Origin of the sequence: Exiguobacterium sp. s181 (genome assembly GCF_018617125.1) — a bacterium.
GTDB lineage: Bacteria > Bacillota > Bacilli > Exiguobacteriales > Exiguobacteriaceae > Exiguobacterium > Exiguobacterium profundum.
The window spans coordinates 154,011-169,979 of record NZ_JACSJM010000003.1; the positions used below are offsets into that span (position 1 = coordinate 154,011).

Here is a 15,969-nt window from a genome sequence, read left to right on the forward strand (position 1 = left end):
GGCCGAGGCCGCTTTTTTAGTCAAACAAAATTCGCTGCATCCGTTCCGGTGCCTGTAAATAATCACGCATCACCCGTACATGCTCGAGGTCATCAAAAGCCGTCGGAGTAAGTCCCGTCTCCACTTGTAAAATCATCGCACCTGGATACGACATCAAGATAGGTGAATGACTCGCGATGATAAATTGACTCCCCGACTGGACAAGTTCATGCATGCGTGCGAGCATCGTCAGTTGGCGCATCGGCGACAATGCGGCCTCTGGCTCATCCAAAATGTAGAGACCGTCTCCACGAAATCGATGTAGCATGAGGGATAGAAACGCTTCACCGTGTGACTGTTCATGAAGGGAACGTCCGCCATATGATTCATAAAACCGTTCAGGATCACGTCCTGACTTTGCCATCTCATCCACATAACTCGATAGCTGGTATGCCGTTTCAGCACGTAAGAAAAAACCATCTTTCGGACGATACGGTCCTCGAATCGGGCGTAGCGCTTCATACAAAGAACTATGCGTTGACTCCGTTTCGAATTGGAAGGAAGGTGCTCCGCCTTCTGGGTTGAATCCAGCCGCGACCGCCATCCCCTCAATCAACGTCGACTTTCCACTCCCGTTTTCTCCAACGAGAAACGTGACCGGATGATGAAACGTCAGTTCATCGAGTGTCTGAAAGATTGGTAACGAGTACGGATAACCCGTTGATTGGATGCGGTCTTTCTCTAACCGCACCCCTCGTAAAAATAAAGTCATGTCCATCCGATCCAAAATGTCGCCCCCTTATCTGAATCGACGCCATAAGAAAGTCCTTGTGCGTCAAGAAGTAACTTCGTGATAGCGAGACCTAAACCATGTCCGTTAGAGCGATCCCCTTTCACATACATATCCCATATCGCATGCTGAATGGAAGGATCAACCCCGTTTCCTTCATCGGTCACTTCTAATCGCTTCGGGGTTAGAGTGATAGTGATTCTTCCCCCGACAGGGCTCGCCTCATACGCATTGCTTATGAAATTCGAGAGCACTCGTTCCATCGCCAATCGATCAGCTTGGATTGATACCGTTTCGAGTCGGAGGTCGAGTGTCACGTCTTTTTGTCGGAACCACTCAGACATGCGTGGCGTCAACCGACGAACCAATTCATCCAGTTGAATCGATTCCATTTCAAGGGGAATCGAACCTGCGGACAATTTAGAGTATTCGAGCATCTGATTGACGAGTCGGTCAATCCGGTCCACTTCCTCGGTAATGCTTTTACCGGTTGTGGCCATCTCTGTTTCATGGACGACACCGAGCTCTAATAGTTCCGCCTCGTTTCGAACGATAGCGAGCGGTGTACGCACATCGTGTGTGACCCCAGAAATAAATGATTTTTGAAGCGCCTCTTTTTCTTGAAGTGATGTGTTCATCTGTCCGATGGTGACGGTCAAATCTCCAATCTCATCGTTCGTCACGCTCGGTAAGCTAATATCGTGTCGCCCCTCCATAATGGATGCGGTCGCTTGTTTCAACTCGACGAGCGGTTGCGTGAGCCGACGACTCATCCAATACGTGACAGCGATTGCGACAAGTAGGGCCAGAATAAACCCACCCGCTAAGATGAGGTAGATTTGCTGGAATTGTGGATTTGAAAACGGAACGGGACTATACGTCACGATTTGAATGTCCCCTTCTTCTTTCAGATACGTCAAGAAGCGGGTACCATTTACACCCACTTCGTCCTGAATCTCTAAATCATTCGGATCGAGGTTGATTGGCATCATGCGATGCATCCGTCCGCCTCGTTCGAACTCGATACGCTGCCCATTTTGAAATACAAGCACGTCAAGTTGCCCTGGGATTCCACGGCCCTCTTGAATGGCTTCATACACAATCGCCGCCTCACGCTCCAATTGTGCGTACGTCTCCTCTTCTGCGAAGCGTCCAATCAATAATGACGTGAGTCCGAATGTTAAAAGTGCCATCACGGCAAGTGGTAGAATGGCCGTCCAAAGTAACTTCTTCATTAATCGATTCATGACAGTTCCTCTAATCGATAACCGACCCGGTGCACCGTCTTCAACTGTTCTTTTAAGGTCGGCGATTTGTCCCGCAGTTGTTTAATGTGGGTGTCGACCGTTCGTGTGTCTCCGACGAATGCGTAGTCCCACACCTCATCGAGCAAGCGGTTCCGGTCTAACGCCTCCCCGACATGTTTCCAAAGATACAGTAACAACTCATACTCTTTGTTCGTTAATCGAAGCGGATGTCCGTTCTCTTGTACCATTCTCGATTTGACGTCGATGGTGAGCGTTCCAAATTGAATCATATCGGTTTGTTTGACGAGACGTTTCAGTCGAATCTCCAACTCTTTTAAAACGATGGGTTTGACTAGATAATCGTCTGCGCCAAGTTCCAATCCGAACACACGATCATCCGCCTCACCACGAGCCGTCGTCAGGATAATAGCAGGTGCGGGCTGTTGCGCTTTTAATGTCGGAATCAAGGTCCAACCTTCTCCGTCAGGGAGTCGAACATCCAATAAAACTGCATCAAACCGTTGATGCAACTGTTGTTTCGCCTCACTCAAAGTCATCGCCACGGTCACCTCAAATCCGGAATATGTTAAAAAGCGGGACATGCCGTCCGCCAGTTTTAGTTCATCTTCCACAACGAGTACGTTCATCTCATATCGCCTCCACATCCATTATATCGTACCCATCAAACGTCCCACCGTTTCCCAAAGACAATTTGCAGAAATCTTGCAACTCCCTCACAACTTCCGAAGCGTTCAGTCCTACACTTGAAGTAACAAAGGAGGAGATACACATGAAATCAACAAAACTAGCAATCGCTTTAGCCGGTCTATTGGCCGTCTCAGGCACAGGCGTATATGCCGCGACGAATGACACGACGACTGATGAATCGACAACGACGGAATCCACACAATGCGAACGTGGTGAACGAGGGCCTGGTATGTTCGGTGACCGAGAAGCAGGGCATGCCGCTCTCATCGAAGCGCTCGGTTTAACGCAAGAAGAAGTGGATGTGGCTCGCGAAAACGGGCAATCTCTCCCTGAACTCGCAGAAGAAAAAGGGATTTCAATTGAAGCGTTCATCGACGCGATCATGACGTCGCATGAAGAAAAACTCGCAACCGCTGTGGAAGAAGGAAACTTGACGCAAGAAGACGCCGATCAAATCCTTGCGGACCACGAAGAACGGTTTGCCGATGTGACAAGTTACGATGACTTGGAAGATATTCGTGGTATGCGCGGTGGACGTGAAGGTGGTCGCCATGGTCACGGTCCACACCATGACGACTCAACTTCTTCAGATGACGATGCTTCAACAGAGAGCGACAGCAACGTAGAAAATCAAAGCAATAGCTTATAAGTCAAAAGGGCAGCCACTCGCGGTGGTTGCCCTTTTCATATGACGAGCAATAACAGCGCATAACTTAATAAACCAATCAAAAATGCACCAAAACTACTCTCTCGCTCAGCAGGCAATTCTTCTTTCATGACGTTCAAGATGACGCCACCTGCTAAAAAGGCGACAACAATCGATAAACCGAGATCATTCACTTCCGCAAAGGTACCAACTGCCCACCCTATGAGTACAGCAAGCGCTAAGAAGATGCGCCCTTGTCGATCATAAAGTTGCTGATGGTGCTGACGCAATCCTTGATCGACCGTGACAAAGTGTATACCAAGCGCTAAAAAATAAAGAAACATCGTGCCATTGGACTGAAATTCACTTTCTGCGAGCACATATCCGATGCTAAACGTATATAACGTGAATGAACCAATGTGAATCCAAAACACATACGGTTTTTGTTTACGCTTATTGGCCGTTGCAAATCGTTCGAGTCCATAAAAGACAGCCAGTCCTAACATACTGATGATTAAGATATGGTTCTCGAGGGAAGCAAAGACGTTATTTCTAATCTCTCCTTCAAGTTCGCGTTGATATTCATTTAACTCTGGCAACAGATGAAGAAATACATAAGCAACGGCAATCCCTCCAGCCACTGATAAAAAACGGCTTCTCGGCACTTCACGCACGTGAATGAGTTTTCCTGAAAAAAAGTGAATCACGGCAAAACCGAGTGCAAACCAAAAACTTAACTCGAACACATAAGCCCCTCCCACATTAAGATTTCTCTTTATGTGCTCTTACCCTTTCACCGTATGCTACATTCATTTACGTTTAGAGTGCTCTTGTTTCTTCCTTTCCCGGATCTCTTTCTCCACTCGTCGTAACGCTTTTTTCGATCCTCTTGCAAAGTCGTGGGCTTCCTTACGCTCCTGATACGTCGTGAACAACGTATCTAAATCATAGTCAGCCGGATAGAGCTCTGTCGCGCGTGCCTCAAGACGAACGCGGCGGCTCGGCAACTCTACATATTCCAAATCTACGAACACGCGGACATGTCGACGCGATGCATCAAACGAATAGACAAGACCGACTTGATTCGTCTCTAACAAGCGGACACGGTCACCTGTTTCAAAGTGCTCTTCCTCTTCAGGTGGTACCATTTCCACTTCTCGCACAATTTTAGAATCATCGACTTTCGTAGTATCATATGTTTTCTCGTTCATGTAACGGGATGCCTGTTTCAGAATCGATTCCGGTAACTTCATCTTACGGGCGATAAAGAGGGCGTTGCTGTCGCCAGACTGTCCCATGAGCAGTCTGTATTTTGGTTCGAGCGTTTCCGGATCAAACTGCATCGCAGCGTTCATGAAATCTGGGTGGGCTTCAGAATAGGATTTGATTTCACCATAATGTGTCGATGCCACAACGATTGCGCCCCGTTTATATGCCGCTTCTAAGATGGCAATCGCAAGAGCGGCTCCTTCGTTCGGTTCCGTCCCGCTTCCGATTTCATCGAATAACAAGAGCGACCGTTTTCCAGCGGTCTGCATGATACTCGCTACGTTGTACATGTGTGCAGAGAACGTACTGAGTGCCGATTCCAAGTCTTGATTATCTCCGATATCGACGAACACCTCATCAAATGTCGAAATGACTGTATCCGTGTGAGCCGGGATATGCAGTCCCGTCATCGTCATCAGACTAAGGAGTCCAATCGTTTTCAAGACGACCGTCTTCCCGCCGGCGTTCGGTCCGGTGATGATCAAGCCGCGATAGTCTGTACCGATGGCAAAATCAAGTGGCACAGCGCTTTCTAAGAGCGGATGACGTACTTGTTTCAATCGGATGTGACCGGTCGCATTGACGTGTGGTATCACGCCATCAATCGACTGACTGTACTTCCCTTTTGCGAAGACCATATCGTACTGGGCGATGACATCGAGCGTCGATTCGATGTCAGGAAGGACTTCTGTCACCGCTCCCGTCAACGTCGCTAGCACTTGATACACCTCTACCGCTTCTTCTGTACGTTTGACGACAAGTTCAGCGTTTAACTTCGCAATTGCTTCCGGTTCGATAAAGACCGTCGTCCCTCGATTCGAGGTATCTACAATCGTCCCTGCCACTTTATGCTTATAAGAAGCTTTGATTGGAATGGTGAAGCGGTCCTGTTTTTTCGTGACAAATCCGTCTTGGATCATCTCGCGATTAGCGGCGCTCTTTAAGAACTTGGTCAATCGTTCCTCGATTCGTCCTTCTAAAATGTCGACTTGCTTACGAATCCGCTTCAACTCTTTCGATGCTTCATCGACGACCTGTCCGGCTCGAATCGCTTGTGTGATGTCTTCTTCTAACGTTCGCCATTCGCCCATACCGGCAGCATAAGCCGAAAGAAGCGGTGCAAAGAATTCATGCTCGAGCATGAATCGCTTGAGTTTGCGTGCCCCTCGTAAAAACTCGGCGACCGCTTCAAGCTCTGTTGCCTCGAGTTGGATGCCTCGTTGCAGTTTTCCGATAATGGTCTCCATGTCAGACACACCGATGAACGGGACGTGTGACGTCGCATCTAGAATCGCGCGGGCTTCGGATGTTTCTTGCAGGCGCTTCTTCACCGTCGTAATGTGGCTCGTTGGGCGTTGCTGTCGAAGAAGTCGTCTTCCGAATCCGCTGATGCAGAAGCGCTCTACTTTCGTCATCAATTCGTTGTATTGTAATTTTTCAAATGTTTGTTCGTTCATGTGTCTCTCTCCTCAAATCGTAGAATCGAGATACCGCGCAAACAAAAAAGCGTCGGTCGATGACGACCAACGCAAAAAGACAGACGGGTGTCTGGCAGTTTTTGATGGGCGGTATCTGTAACGGAACATGACGGCATGACAAAAAGACGTGTCATCCGACATTTTTCAGTTCGTTAGGCAGATACAACCTCACTCATCAACATGCAACACCTTTCTTACTTAGATTCGTACTTACTATACAATAGATTCGTTCCCTTGTAAAATTTTAGAGAACGCTTTCAAAAAAAGACTTGTGTCTCAAACCAACACATGTTATGTTGAACGTGAAGAAACGAATAGTGATCACATGTGACTGATTCGATCAGGCATGGGGTAAGACGTACGGTGCATGCCACCCGTCTATACTCCATGCCTGTTTTGTTTTTCGTCGTTTTGTTTCAAGAAAGGATGTAGTAGACATGCTATGGAATAAGTTAATGAATCGACACAAACCGACACTGCACTCACCAATGGAAGGAGACGTCATTCCACTCGAACAAGTTGCGGACCCGGTCTTTAGTGAAAAAATGATGGGCGATGGCATTGCCATCACACCAACAGACGGTGCCGTCGTCTCACCGGCTGATGGAGAGATTGTACAAATCGCTCCAACAAAGCACGCCATCGGCATTCGGACCGAGGATGGGGCTGAGATTTTGATACACGTCGGACTCGATACCGTTGAACTCGAAGGTCGACCGTTTGATCTTCAAGTAGATGTGGGCGACCACGTCAAGACGGGACAGCTGTTACTCACAGCAGACTTGGCGCAAATTCATCAGGCGGGTAAGGACACGGTCACTCCAATGGTCGTGACGAATGGTGGTGCACTCGCCCATCATTATGCCTTCACGTTCACGAAAGAAGCTGTTCCGGGCAAGACGATTGTCGCCCGAGTGGAAGCGTGACTCCGGAATAAGGAGGACACATGATTAAAATCAAAAAGATTCTAAACAACAATGCGGTCATCGTCTCAGATAAGGGTGAAGAAAAGATTGCAATTGGCCCTGGCGTCGCGTTTAAAAAAGCGAAGAACGACATCGTCAATCCACATAAAATCGAAAAGTTGTTCATCATGCCAGAGAATGACAAGTTCCAACAGCTGTTGAGCCGGATTCCTGTCGAACACTTCACCGTTTCCGAGGATATTATCTCGTATGCGGAAAAACGTCTCGAGACATCGTTCAACGAACATATTCACATCGTCTTGACCGACCACATCTCGTTCGCCATCGAGCGGGAAATGGATGGCATCTCATTACGCAACAAACTGTTGAACGAGATTAAAATCCTCTATCGGAATGAATATGAGATTGGACTATGGGCGATTGAGCATATCTCTGAAAAGCTCAACGTCCAAATGCCGAAAGACGAAGCTGCGTTCATCGCGCTTCATATTCATACGATGAAAGTGAAAGGAGGTGATTTACGCAAGACGGTCAAACAGACAACAATTGTCCGCGACATGATTCAATCGATTTCACGACGACTCGATGTATCCATTGAAGAAGATGACTTATCCTACCAACGATTATTAACTCATTTACGGTTCGTCATGGATCGGGTCAACCATTACGATCATCATACGATTGATGAAGACATGCTCCGCATGATTCAGACGAAGTTCACGTCTGCCTATGCGTGTGCATCAGATGTCGCAAAAGAAATGGAAGAGACCTATGGCATCGTCTTGCCCGAGTCAGAACTTGGTTATATTACGCTTCACATCCAACGTCTACAAGATCAACACCATCAAAAAGGAGGAAATCAACAATGATGAACTTTTTCCAACGTCTCGGACGTTCCCTCATGTTACCGGTCGCCGTACTACCGGCTGCTGCCATTCTCATGGGGATTGGTTATTGGATTGACCCAGTCGGCTGGGGATCTGAAAACATTGCCGCTGCATTCTTAATTAAGGCAGGGGCCGCTATTATTGATAACATCCCAATTCTGTTCGCAGTCGGGGTCGCGCTCGGAATGGCTAAGAACCGTGACGGTTCAGCAGCACTAAGTGGACTCGTTGCCTTCTTGACGGTCACAACGCTTCTCTCCGCAGGAACGGTAGCATTGTTCCAAGGAATCGACGTAGAAGCCGTCAACCCGGCATTCGGTAAGATTGGGAATGCTTTTGTCGGGATTCTATCCGGTCTCGTCGCCGCTTCCATGTATAACCGCTTCAGTCAAGTCAAATTGCCAGATGCTCTCGCCTTCTTTAGTGGGAAGCGTCTCGTACCAATCATGACAGCCTTCTCGATGATTCTTGTATCGGTCGCTCTTTACTTCATCTGGCCGGTCGTCTATACAGGTCTCGTCGGTTTCGGTGAATCGATTTCAAAACTTGGCGCATTCGGTGCCGGACTTTACGGATTCTTTAACCGCCTCTTGATTCCAACCGGCCTTCACCACGCCCTCAACTCTGTATTCTGGTTCGACGTCGCAGGAATCAACGACATCGGAAACTTCTGGTCAGGTCAAGGTGAAAAAGGTGTGACAGGGATGTACCAAGCAGGTTACTTCCCAATCATGATGTTCGGTCTTCCGGCCGCAGCACTCGCGATGTATCACACAGCGAAAACGAAACGGAAGAAACAAGCCGCTTCACTTCTTCTCGCAGCGGCATTCGCTTCATTCTTCACAGGGGTAACAGAACCGCTCGAGTTCTCATTCATGTTCCTCGCTCCTGTTCTTTACCTTGTACACGCAGTCCTTACAGGAATTTCGCTCTTCGTTGCGGCAACGTTCCAATGGACAGCCGGCTTTGGATTCAGCGCAGGCTTGGTCGACTTTATCTTGAGCTCACGCTTGCCGCTTGCGAACCAACCGTATATGCTCATCGTTCAAGGTCTCGTGTTCGCAGTCATTTACTACGTCATCTTCCGCTTCATGATTGTGAAGCTCAACTTGGCAACGCCAGGTCGTGAACCAGATGAAGTCGTCGATGCGGTTGCAAGTGAAACGACAGATGGCGAAACGAAAGTCGCACCGGTCGCATCAGCTTCAGGTAACGAATTCTCAGCCATGGCGAACATGATTTATGATGGTCTCGGCGGTGACAGCAACGTCACAGGAATCGAGTCTTGCATCACACGCCTACGCGTCGATGTCAAAGACATGGATACGGTCAACCAAGATCAAATCAAAAAAGCCGGTATTCCGGGAATCAAAGTCGTCAGTCCAAACCATATTCAAGTCATCGTCGGCACAAACGTTCAGTTCGTCCTCGATGAGATTGAAAAAATCCGTAGCCACCGCGCCGGATAAACGTCGAAAGCCACCTCATTCAGGTGGCTTTTCTTGTTTGGCTGCATATTGTTTATAAAATTGAATGAAATAGTAGAGGAAGATCCACGGTAAGATGTACTGTGTGAGCCACATGAAAACCTTAAGTACTGTATGTACAATATATGGCCCTAGCCCAAATAAAAATAATGCGACTAATAAAGCGCCGCCTAAACCTATGTATATCTTTTTATTCAACTCATCCACCCCCCTTTTTTTCCCAGTTCAGTGTAACATAAAGAGCCTGTCACAACCGGACAGGCTCTTCTTACATTTGACGAAGTCGGGAAATGCGTTCGACTGGATCAGGGTGTGTCGAGAATAGACCGCTCACTTTCTTCTTAAGTGGATCAGAGAAGTAAAGCGGTGCGGAGGCACTCGAAGCTTGCTCGACCGGCGTCTCGACGTTTGCAATCTTTTCAAGCGCCGAGGCGAGCGCATCCGGGTTACGGGTCAGTTCCGCTCCACTCGCATCTGCCAAAAACTCACGATTCCGTGAAATCGCCATATTGATGAGCATCGCGATGAGCGGTGCCAACACCAGCAAGACGAGTCCGATGATCAAAAGGATGGGATTCTGGTTTTGATCGCGTCTTCCACCGATACTTCTAAAGAACAGCATGCGCGACCCGATATCGCTCATGATGGCAATCACCGAAACAAGTGCGAGCGTGACCGTCGAGAGCCGCACATCATAATTCTTAATATGCGCGACCTCATGCGCGATCACCCCTTCTACTTCTTCTCGCGATAATCGATCCAACAGTCCCGTCGTGACGGCGACAGCCGCCTTTTCTGGCTTCAATCCCGTCGCAAAGGCGTTTGGCGATGGGTCGTTGATGATAAAGATGCGCGGCATTGGCACTCGCGCGACCATCGCCATGTTTTCGACCGTATGCCATAGAAAGCGGTGCTCTTCCACCGATGTCACCTCTTGTGCCCGATTCATCTTCATGACGATGTTCGTACTCGACATGACGACGATTCCCACATAAAACAACGAGAAAATCGGTGTGAAGATTAACCCCGGAATCGCGTCTCCATAGTTGACGTAGGAAATGGCCGCTCCGACGAGAAGAACGAATAGGACAAACCCTGTGACGATGAAGACCGTCTTCACTTTATTCTTTCGAATCTGTTCATAGAGGAGCATACGCGCCACCTCGATTCATCAAAATGAGACGCGAACGTTCTCGCGCTCTTCGGCACGTGCCTCGAGCATATCGCGCTTTTCAAAATGATGGACGGAGGCGATGATGTTCGTCGGGACCGATTCGATTTTCGTGTTATATTTCATGACCGTATTGTTATAGAGTTGACGCGAATACGCGACCTTATTTTCCGTCTGTGTCAATTCTTCCTGCAACATCTTGAAGTTCTCGTTCGCTTTCAAGTCCGGGTACGCCTCACGAAGCGCGAAGAGATTTTTCAGTGCTCCACTCAATTGATCGTTCACTGCCATCTGGTCCTGACGATTCGACTTTTCTCCGAGCTGGTTTCTCAGTTCGACGACCTTCGCAAGCGTTTCTTGCTCGTGTTTCGCGTAGCCTTTCACCGTCTCGACCAAGTTCGGAATCAGATCATACCGCCGCTTCAACTGCACATCGATTTGAGCCCACGCCTCATCGACCCAATTTCGATACTTGACGAGCCCGTTGTACATCGAAAAATAGATGAGTACGAGCACGACAACCGCTACAATCGCAATAATCCACCCCATGTTGGCACCTCATTTCTTCATTTTCTCCTGTATTAATTCCCTCTCGTCGTATAACATAAGCGTAACTTAGAAAAATATAGTCAATGATTCATATTTACAGTAAGTTGTCTCATGATTTCATACAAAAGGAGTGTTTCGATGTCTATTCCAACCATCGTTGTCGCCGTGAAAGCGGTGATTGTGCAAAACGACCAGATGCTCGTCATCAAACGAGCAACAGATGACGAGGTCCACCCTGGAACATGGGAGCTCGTCGGTGGTAAGCTCGATTTCGGCGAAACGCTCGAACGGGCCTTAGAACGAGAAGTGTTTGAAGAAACCGACCTACGTGTCACGATTCAACACCTACTGTACGCTACGACATTTTTAACCGATCCAAACCGCCAAGTCGTCCTTATGACGTACTTGGCTCACCCCATCGCAACAATCGTCACATTGTCCGAAGAGCATAGTGATGCAAGATGGGTGACGGCTAATGAAGCCCGACAGCTGTTACCTCAACCGATTCTCGATGATTTGGATTCACATGACATATGGTCCTTGCTTCAACCAAAACCAATCCACTGACAGGAGTGTTTGCTATGCTTGTGACTGACCTCGATTTAAGATTGACGGAATTATACGAAGAAATGGTGACGCTCAGACGCCACTTCCACCAACATCCTGAACTCTCCTTCGAAGAGCGAGAGACCCCACGGACGATTGCGGACTATTTACGTGAACTCGGGCTCGAGGTGCGCGAACACGTCGGCGGAAACGGTGTAGTCGGACGAATTCATGGCGGTGATGGGCCGACCATCGCATTTCGGGCCGACTTCGATGCGTTGCCGATTCAAGACTTAAAAGACGTCCCGTACCGTTCGAAAGTGAACGGCTCGATGCACGCCTGTGGTCACGATGCCCATACGGCGACGTTGCTCGTTTTGGCGAAAGTGCTGACTGAAATCAGTCTCCCGGGCGATGTCGTCCTCATCCACCAGTTCGCCGAAGAGCTAGCGCCGGGAGGGGCCAAACCGATGATTGAAGACGGCTGCCTCGACGGGGTGGACTACATTTACGGTTCTCACATTTGGACGCCACTCCCATACGGCACAATCGGTGTGAAGACTGGATCAATCATGGCGGCAGCAGACCGTTTCGAACTGACAATCAAAGGAAAAGGTGGTCATGGGGCCATCCCGCAACATACGGTGGATGCCGTCATAGTCGGCGCAAACGTCGTCAGCCAATTGCAGCAAGTCGTCAGTCGTCGCATCGATCCGCTCGAACCGGCTGTCTTGACAGTCGGGACGTTTATGGCCGGCCAAGCGTTCAACGTCATCGCCGACGAGGCGAAACTGTCCGGGACGGTACGGACGTTCACCCAAGAAACGCAAACACGCATCATCGCCGAGATGGAGCGGACCATCGACCACATCTGTTCGGCGAGCGAGGCACATTATGATCTCGAGTACATTCGTGGCTATCCGGCTGTCATCAATCACGCGGCAGAGACTGAACACGTCCGGCGCAGCGCGGCCCGCGTCGTCGGTACGGATGGCGTCATCGAGATGTCACCGCTCATGGTCGGTGAAGATTTTGCCTACTATCTACAACACGTCCCGGGCAGTTTCTTCTTCACGGGCGACGGTAATCCAGAAGTTGGCGCCGTCTTCCCACACCATCATCCTCGGTTCGATGTCGATGAACGGGCGATGCTCCATACCGCCCGTATCCTCATGCAGGCGGCGTTCGAGACGTGGAACACACAAAAAAAAGAAGAGTGATGCCGCGGCATCACTCTTCTTCGATTTCCGTTGATGGTAATTCCGATACAAGTACTTGGTCGACACGCTTTCCGTCCATATCCACGACTTCAAAGCGAAGACCGTACGCTTCGACCACATCGCCCCGTTTCGGAAAATCACCAAGTGCGTAAATGACGAGTCCTGCGAGCGTATGATAGGAGTTGCGCCCTTCGTCGAATCGGTCATCCCGAATCTCGAACGTTCGCTTCAAATCCTCGATTCCGAGTAACCCATCCGCCAAATACGATCCGTCCTCACGACGAACCACTTCTGGTGTATCCTCTTCAATCATCACCTCTCCGACGATTTCTTCCAAAATATCGAACAAGGTGACCATACCAAGGAATCCGCCGTATTCATCTAAAACAAAGGCGATTTCCACACCATTTTTCTGCATCATTTGAAGCACTTGGCTCGCCTCTCGTTGTTTTGGAACGATGAGAGGCTGTTTGATGCGCTTCAAAATCTGTGACCGCTCACGCAGTGTCGGCAACGTCAAGATGTCACGTACATCGATGTACCCGACAAAGTCGTCAAGCGAGTCGCGCCCGACTGGTAACTTGTTATGTTTACTTTCATAAATCGATTTCTTAATATCGTCCATGTCATCTTCTAAGTCGACCCATTCGAGCGTCGTCCGTGGTTGCATGAGCTCATAAATCAATTGATCATGAAACGCAAAGACCCGTTCGACTTGTCGAACTTCTTCATGAGCGAACTGTCCTTGCTGGGCGCCTTCAAACAAGAGTTGTTTGATCTCGAGCTCAGTCTCCCCACTCGTCTGTTCCGCCTTCAACCCTAACAATTTGAACAAAAAGAGTGTCGATTTCGATAAAATCCAAATGAACGGTTTCATCACTTTACTGAATAAATCGAGCGACGGAATGATTGCCATCGTTACTTTTTCAGGCGAGACGAGCGCAATCCGTTTCGGGACCAATTCACCAATGATGAGCGACAGATACGTAATAATCGTAACGACGGCCACATAAGCAACGGTTCCGGCATACTGCGTACTCATTCCGGCTTGTTCAAATGCCGATGCGAGCGGTGCCGAGAAGCGTGCGCCCCCGTATGCCCCGTTAATAATCCCAATCAATGTGATTCCGACTTGAACGGTCGACAACAAATCTGTCGGGTCTTTCGAATAATGAAGCGCAATCTTGGCACTTCGTTTTCCTCGATTTGCTTCAACCTCAAGTTTTGCAGGTTTCGATGAGATGAGCGCAATTTCTGTCATCGCAAAAATCCCGTTCAACACAATCAAAAACAAAACAATCAACAAATCAATCACTATGGAAGAATCCACTTTTTTCATCACCTCAGCTAATTTTTAAAGCATACTGCTTCATTTTATCAAAAAATCGTTACCAACCTGTACCCGTTTTGCTCAGAAAAATAGCCACTCCTCAAGAAGTGGCTTCGTTGACAGCTTGTTTGGCGATAGCCGCCGTCTGAGACTGTTTAAAGAGAATGACCCCGACAAGAAGGATGGTGAGCCCTACAATTTGTCCGGCCGATAACGTGATTTGAGGCATCCCGAAGGCGCCATATAAATCGACGACTAACGCCCAAATGAGTTGTGACACGAGAATGAGTGACACAGACAATGTGGGTCCGAGTAACTGGATGCTGCGCATGACACAGTACACGACACCGACACCAAATAAACCACCGAGCCAATAGATTGGCGACAAGTCACGTAATCCAGCAAGATTTCCTCCAAATAATACTAACGGGATGATGGATCCGACCAAACCAACGATAAAGACCAATACGGTGGTGGCCCAAGCCCCTAAATTTGTATTCATTTTCGCGTTGACCGCCGCCTGTACGCTAATAAACGCCCCAGCCACAGCCGAACAGATGATACCAAAAATCATATAACTCCTCCTTACTCATAAAACATGCCGTTCGCACGTTCTTTCAATCGTTCACTATTTAAAATGATGACTTCTTTTCTCGTTCGTTTGACCAATCCTTCATCCACGAATGCCTGCAACGTTCGGTTCAAGTGACGATAACTCGTCCCTAGCCACTCTGCGACTTCTTTCCGTTTCAGTTGACTCATCTCCGCTTGAAACAGTTCATTCCCAGATTCACTGAGTGAGATCAAGTAACCGGCCAACCGCTCTTCGAGAGTCGACATGAGATGATTCGACGAGGCGTTTGCCTCGATGAATAATTTTTCGGACACGCCTCGTAACAGATGCTCCGTGAATTCGACCGTTCGATTATATCGTCGAAGCGCCTCGAAAGGGATGCGCAGACACGTCACGGGACCGACCGCTTCAACCGTATGCAATACATTGCGTCCGCTCGCATATTCGATATCTCCAATCAATGTTGGAGCAGCCTTCAGACGCAACAATCGCAATTTCCCTTCTTCACTGAGCGTATAAATTTTGACACGCCCTTCAAGGACGACGAATAAAGATTCGATGTGCTGATCGTTCGAACATAACATGGTCCCAGACGCATATGTCACTACGGACGAGGACTCAAGCGTTTCATTCGAAAACAGATGATTCCACTGCAATCGTGTCAGTGCATCCATAATATTCATCATGTAAAGTGAACTCCTTAAGAAAATGTATAGATTCCGATCCCAACGACCATCAAGACGAGTCCCATGACCTGTCCCGTGTTCATCGGTTTCCGTTTGACACCAAACCAACCATTCAAATCGATGATGAAGGCTCCTACTAATTGTGCCACAAGCAATACACAAATTGCCCATGTGACCCCGAGTTGTTGAATCGCCGTCAATTCGCCGAAGACAACGAATACCCCGAACAATCCTCCTAAACTATAATACCAAGGCACACGTTTGAAGGCTGTCATGTCCGCATCCCGCTTGAAGAAGTAAATCGCGAGTGCTAACAGAAGTCCGACAAAATGAACGATAGTGACGGACATCCATGCGCCTACCGCATCTCCTAGTTTTGCATTAAAGATTCCTTGAAGGGCGATGAACGTCCCTGATAAGATGGCAAATAAAATTCCCATGTCATTCCCCTTTCTCTTCGCCTGACTTTACGAAAA

The 15,969-nt window shown here is 48.5% G+C and carries 17 protein-coding genes; 6 read left to right on the forward strand and 11 right to left on the reverse strand.

Annotated features, from left to right (window positions below; genetic code table 11):
* Window positions 1–16 precede the first annotated feature (16 nt).
* Genes KNO70_RS12180 through KNO70_RS12190 form a run of 3 tightly spaced genes read right to left on the reverse strand, consistent with a single transcriptional unit; the run spans window position 17 to window position 2,663 of the window.
* Window positions 17–757, reverse strand: coding sequence for an AAA family ATPase (locus KNO70_RS12180; protein WP_205728297.1), 741 nt, complete (start codon window positions 755–757; stop codon window positions 17–19).
* Window positions 748–2,016, reverse strand: coding sequence for a sensor histidine kinase (locus KNO70_RS12185; protein ID WP_214812652.1), 1,269 nt, complete (start codon window positions 2,014–2,016; stop codon window positions 748–750). The genes KNO70_RS12180 and KNO70_RS12185 overlap by 10 nt, the downstream gene beginning before the upstream one ends.
* Window positions 2,013–2,663: a response regulator transcription factor gene (locus tag KNO70_RS12190; RefSeq protein ID WP_078146057.1), complete on the reverse strand. Its 651-nt coding sequence runs from the start codon at window positions 2,661–2,663 to the stop codon at window positions 2,013–2,015. The genes KNO70_RS12185 and KNO70_RS12190 overlap by 4 nt, the downstream gene beginning before the upstream one ends.
* 143 nt (window positions 2,664–2,806) lie before the next feature.
* On the opposite strand from KNO70_RS12190, the gene KNO70_RS12195 reads away from it, so the two are divergent.
* Complete coding sequence (locus KNO70_RS12195; protein ID WP_214688935.1) at window positions 2,807–3,373, forward strand: hypothetical protein; 567 nt, start codon at window positions 2,807–2,809, stop codon at window positions 3,371–3,373.
* Between the two features lie 35 nt (window positions 3,374–3,408).
* On the opposite strand, the gene KNO70_RS12200 is transcribed toward KNO70_RS12195, so the two are convergent.
* On the reverse strand, window positions 3,409–4,116 hold the full coding sequence (locus KNO70_RS12200; protein WP_214685029.1) for a hypothetical protein: 708 nt from the start codon (window positions 4,114–4,116) through the stop codon (window positions 3,409–3,411).
* A 63-nt stretch (window positions 4,117–4,179) separates the two neighbouring features.
* Window positions 4,180–6,096 carry an endonuclease MutS2 gene (locus tag KNO70_RS12205; protein ID WP_214688937.1) on the reverse strand — a complete coding sequence of 639 codons (1,917 nt, stop codon included), beginning with the start codon at window positions 6,094–6,096 and terminating at the stop codon, window positions 4,180–4,182.
* A gap of 458 nt (window positions 6,097–6,554) precedes the next feature.
* Between KNO70_RS12205 and KNO70_RS12210 the strand changes: the two genes are divergently transcribed.
* From KNO70_RS12210 to nagE, 3 genes are read left to right on the forward strand one after another with little or no spacing between them, the layout of a single operon-like run.
* The gene (locus tag KNO70_RS12210) at window positions 6,555–7,043 is read left to right on the forward strand and encodes a PTS sugar transporter subunit IIA (RefSeq protein ID WP_015880356.1); all 489 of its coding nucleotides are present in this window, start codon (window positions 6,555–6,557) and stop codon (window positions 7,041–7,043) included.
* Between the two features lie 20 nt (window positions 7,044–7,063).
* Entirely contained in the window at window positions 7,064–7,912 is an 849-nt protein-coding gene (locus tag KNO70_RS12215; RefSeq protein ID WP_251030119.1) for a PRD domain-containing protein, read from the forward strand.
* Entirely contained in the window at window positions 7,909–9,399 is a 1,491-nt protein-coding gene (gene nagE, locus KNO70_RS12220; protein ID WP_214688939.1) for an N-acetylglucosamine-specific PTS transporter subunit IIBC, read from the forward strand. The genes KNO70_RS12215 and nagE overlap by 4 nt, the downstream gene beginning before the upstream one ends.
* 286 nt (window positions 9,400–9,685) lie before the next feature.
* On the opposite strand, the gene htpX is transcribed toward nagE, so the two are convergent.
* A complete protein-coding gene (gene htpX / locus KNO70_RS12225) occupies window positions 9,686–10,570 on the reverse strand; it encodes a zinc metalloprotease HtpX (protein WP_214685027.1) in 885 nt (294 codons plus the stop codon).
* An 18-nt stretch (window positions 10,571–10,588) separates the two neighbouring features.
* The gene (locus KNO70_RS12230) at window positions 10,589–11,137 is read right to left on the reverse strand and encodes a LemA family protein (RefSeq protein ID WP_015880351.1); all 549 of its coding nucleotides are present in this window, start codon (window positions 11,135–11,137) and stop codon (window positions 10,589–10,591) included.
* Window positions 11,138–11,275: 138 nt separating this feature from the next.
* On the opposite strand from KNO70_RS12230, the gene KNO70_RS12235 reads away from it, so the two are divergent.
* Window positions 11,276–11,704, forward strand: coding sequence for an NUDIX hydrolase (locus KNO70_RS12235; protein ID WP_214688941.1), 429 nt, complete (start codon window positions 11,276–11,278; stop codon window positions 11,702–11,704).
* A 14-nt stretch (window positions 11,705–11,718) separates the two neighbouring features.
* Complete coding sequence (locus KNO70_RS12240) at window positions 11,719–12,903, forward strand: M20 metallopeptidase family protein (protein WP_214812653.1); 1,185 nt, start codon at window positions 11,719–11,721, stop codon at window positions 12,901–12,903.
* A gap of 10 nt (window positions 12,904–12,913) precedes the next feature.
* Here KNO70_RS12240 and KNO70_RS12245 read toward each other — a convergent pair whose 3' ends face one another.
* The 4 genes from KNO70_RS12245 to KNO70_RS12260 all read right to left on the reverse strand — a co-directional run bounded on the left by KNO70_RS12245 (window position 12,914) and on the right by KNO70_RS12260 (window position 15,933).
* A complete protein-coding gene (locus KNO70_RS12245; RefSeq protein WP_214685025.1) occupies window positions 12,914–14,242 on the reverse strand; it encodes a hemolysin family protein in 1,329 nt (442 codons plus the stop codon).
* 91 nt (window positions 14,243–14,333) lie between these two features.
* Window positions 14,334–14,807: a DMT family transporter gene (locus KNO70_RS12250; RefSeq protein WP_214685023.1), complete on the reverse strand. Its 474-nt coding sequence runs from the start codon at window positions 14,805–14,807 to the stop codon at window positions 14,334–14,336.
* An 11-nt stretch (window positions 14,808–14,818) separates the two neighbouring features.
* Window positions 14,819–15,493, reverse strand: a complete 675-nt coding sequence (locus tag KNO70_RS12255; RefSeq protein WP_015880346.1) for a Crp/Fnr family transcriptional regulator — start codon at window positions 15,491–15,493, stop codon at window positions 14,819–14,821.
* 14 nt (window positions 15,494–15,507) lie between these two features.
* The gene (locus KNO70_RS12260) at window positions 15,508–15,933 is read right to left on the reverse strand and encodes a DMT family transporter (protein ID WP_015880345.1); all 426 of its coding nucleotides are present in this window, start codon (window positions 15,931–15,933) and stop codon (window positions 15,508–15,510) included.
* Window positions 15,934–15,969: the final 36 nt, after the last annotated feature.

Bases quoted from the DNA above. Each gene is read 5' to 3' on its own strand.
- KNO70_RS12180 (WP_205728297.1), bottom strand. From the start codon at position 757: ATGGACATGACTTTATTTTTACGAGGGGTGCGGTTAGAGAAAGACCGC.
- KNO70_RS12185 (WP_214812652.1), bottom strand. From the start codon at position 2,016: ATGAATCGATTAATGAAGAAGTTACTTTGGACGGCCATTCTACCACTT.
- KNO70_RS12190 (WP_078146057.1), bottom strand. From the start codon at position 2,663: ATGAACGTACTCGTTGTGGAAGATGAACTAAAACTGGCGGACGGCATG.
- KNO70_RS12195 (WP_214688935.1), top strand. From the start codon at position 2,807: ATGAAATCAACAAAACTAGCAATCGCTTTAGCCGGTCTATTGGCCGTC.
- KNO70_RS12205 (WP_214688937.1), bottom strand. From the start codon at position 6,096: ATGAACGAACAAACATTTGAAAAATTACAATACAACGAATTGATGACG.
- KNO70_RS12210 (WP_015880356.1), top strand. From the start codon at position 6,555: ATGCTATGGAATAAGTTAATGAATCGACACAAACCGACACTGCACTCA.
- KNO70_RS12215 (WP_251030119.1), top strand. From the start codon at position 7,064: ATGATTAAAATCAAAAAGATTCTAAACAACAATGCGGTCATCGTCTCA.
- nagE (WP_214688939.1), top strand. From the start codon at position 7,909: ATGATGAACTTTTTCCAACGTCTCGGACGTTCCCTCATGTTACCGGTC.
- htpX (WP_214685027.1), bottom strand. From the start codon at position 10,570: ATGCTCCTCTATGAACAGATTCGAAAGAATAAAGTGAAGACGGTCTTC.
- KNO70_RS12230 (WP_015880351.1), bottom strand. From the start codon at position 11,137: ATGGGGTGGATTATTGCGATTGTAGCGGTTGTCGTGCTCGTACTCATC.
- KNO70_RS12235 (WP_214688941.1), top strand. From the start codon at position 11,276: ATGTCTATTCCAACCATCGTTGTCGCCGTGAAAGCGGTGATTGTGCAA.
- KNO70_RS12240 (WP_214812653.1), top strand. From the start codon at position 11,719: ATGCTTGTGACTGACCTCGATTTAAGATTGACGGAATTATACGAAGAA.
- KNO70_RS12245 (WP_214685025.1), bottom strand. From the start codon at position 14,242: ATGAAAAAAGTGGATTCTTCCATAGTGATTGATTTGTTGATTGTTTTG.
- KNO70_RS12250 (WP_214685023.1), bottom strand. From the start codon at position 14,807: ATGATTTTTGGTATCATCTGTTCGGCTGTGGCTGGGGCGTTTATTAGC.
- KNO70_RS12255 (WP_015880346.1), bottom strand. From the start codon at position 15,493: ATGATGAATATTATGGATGCACTGACACGATTGCAGTGGAATCATCTG.
- KNO70_RS12260 (WP_015880345.1), bottom strand. From the start codon at position 15,933: ATGGGAATTTTATTTGCCATCTTATCAGGGACGTTCATCGCCCTTCAA.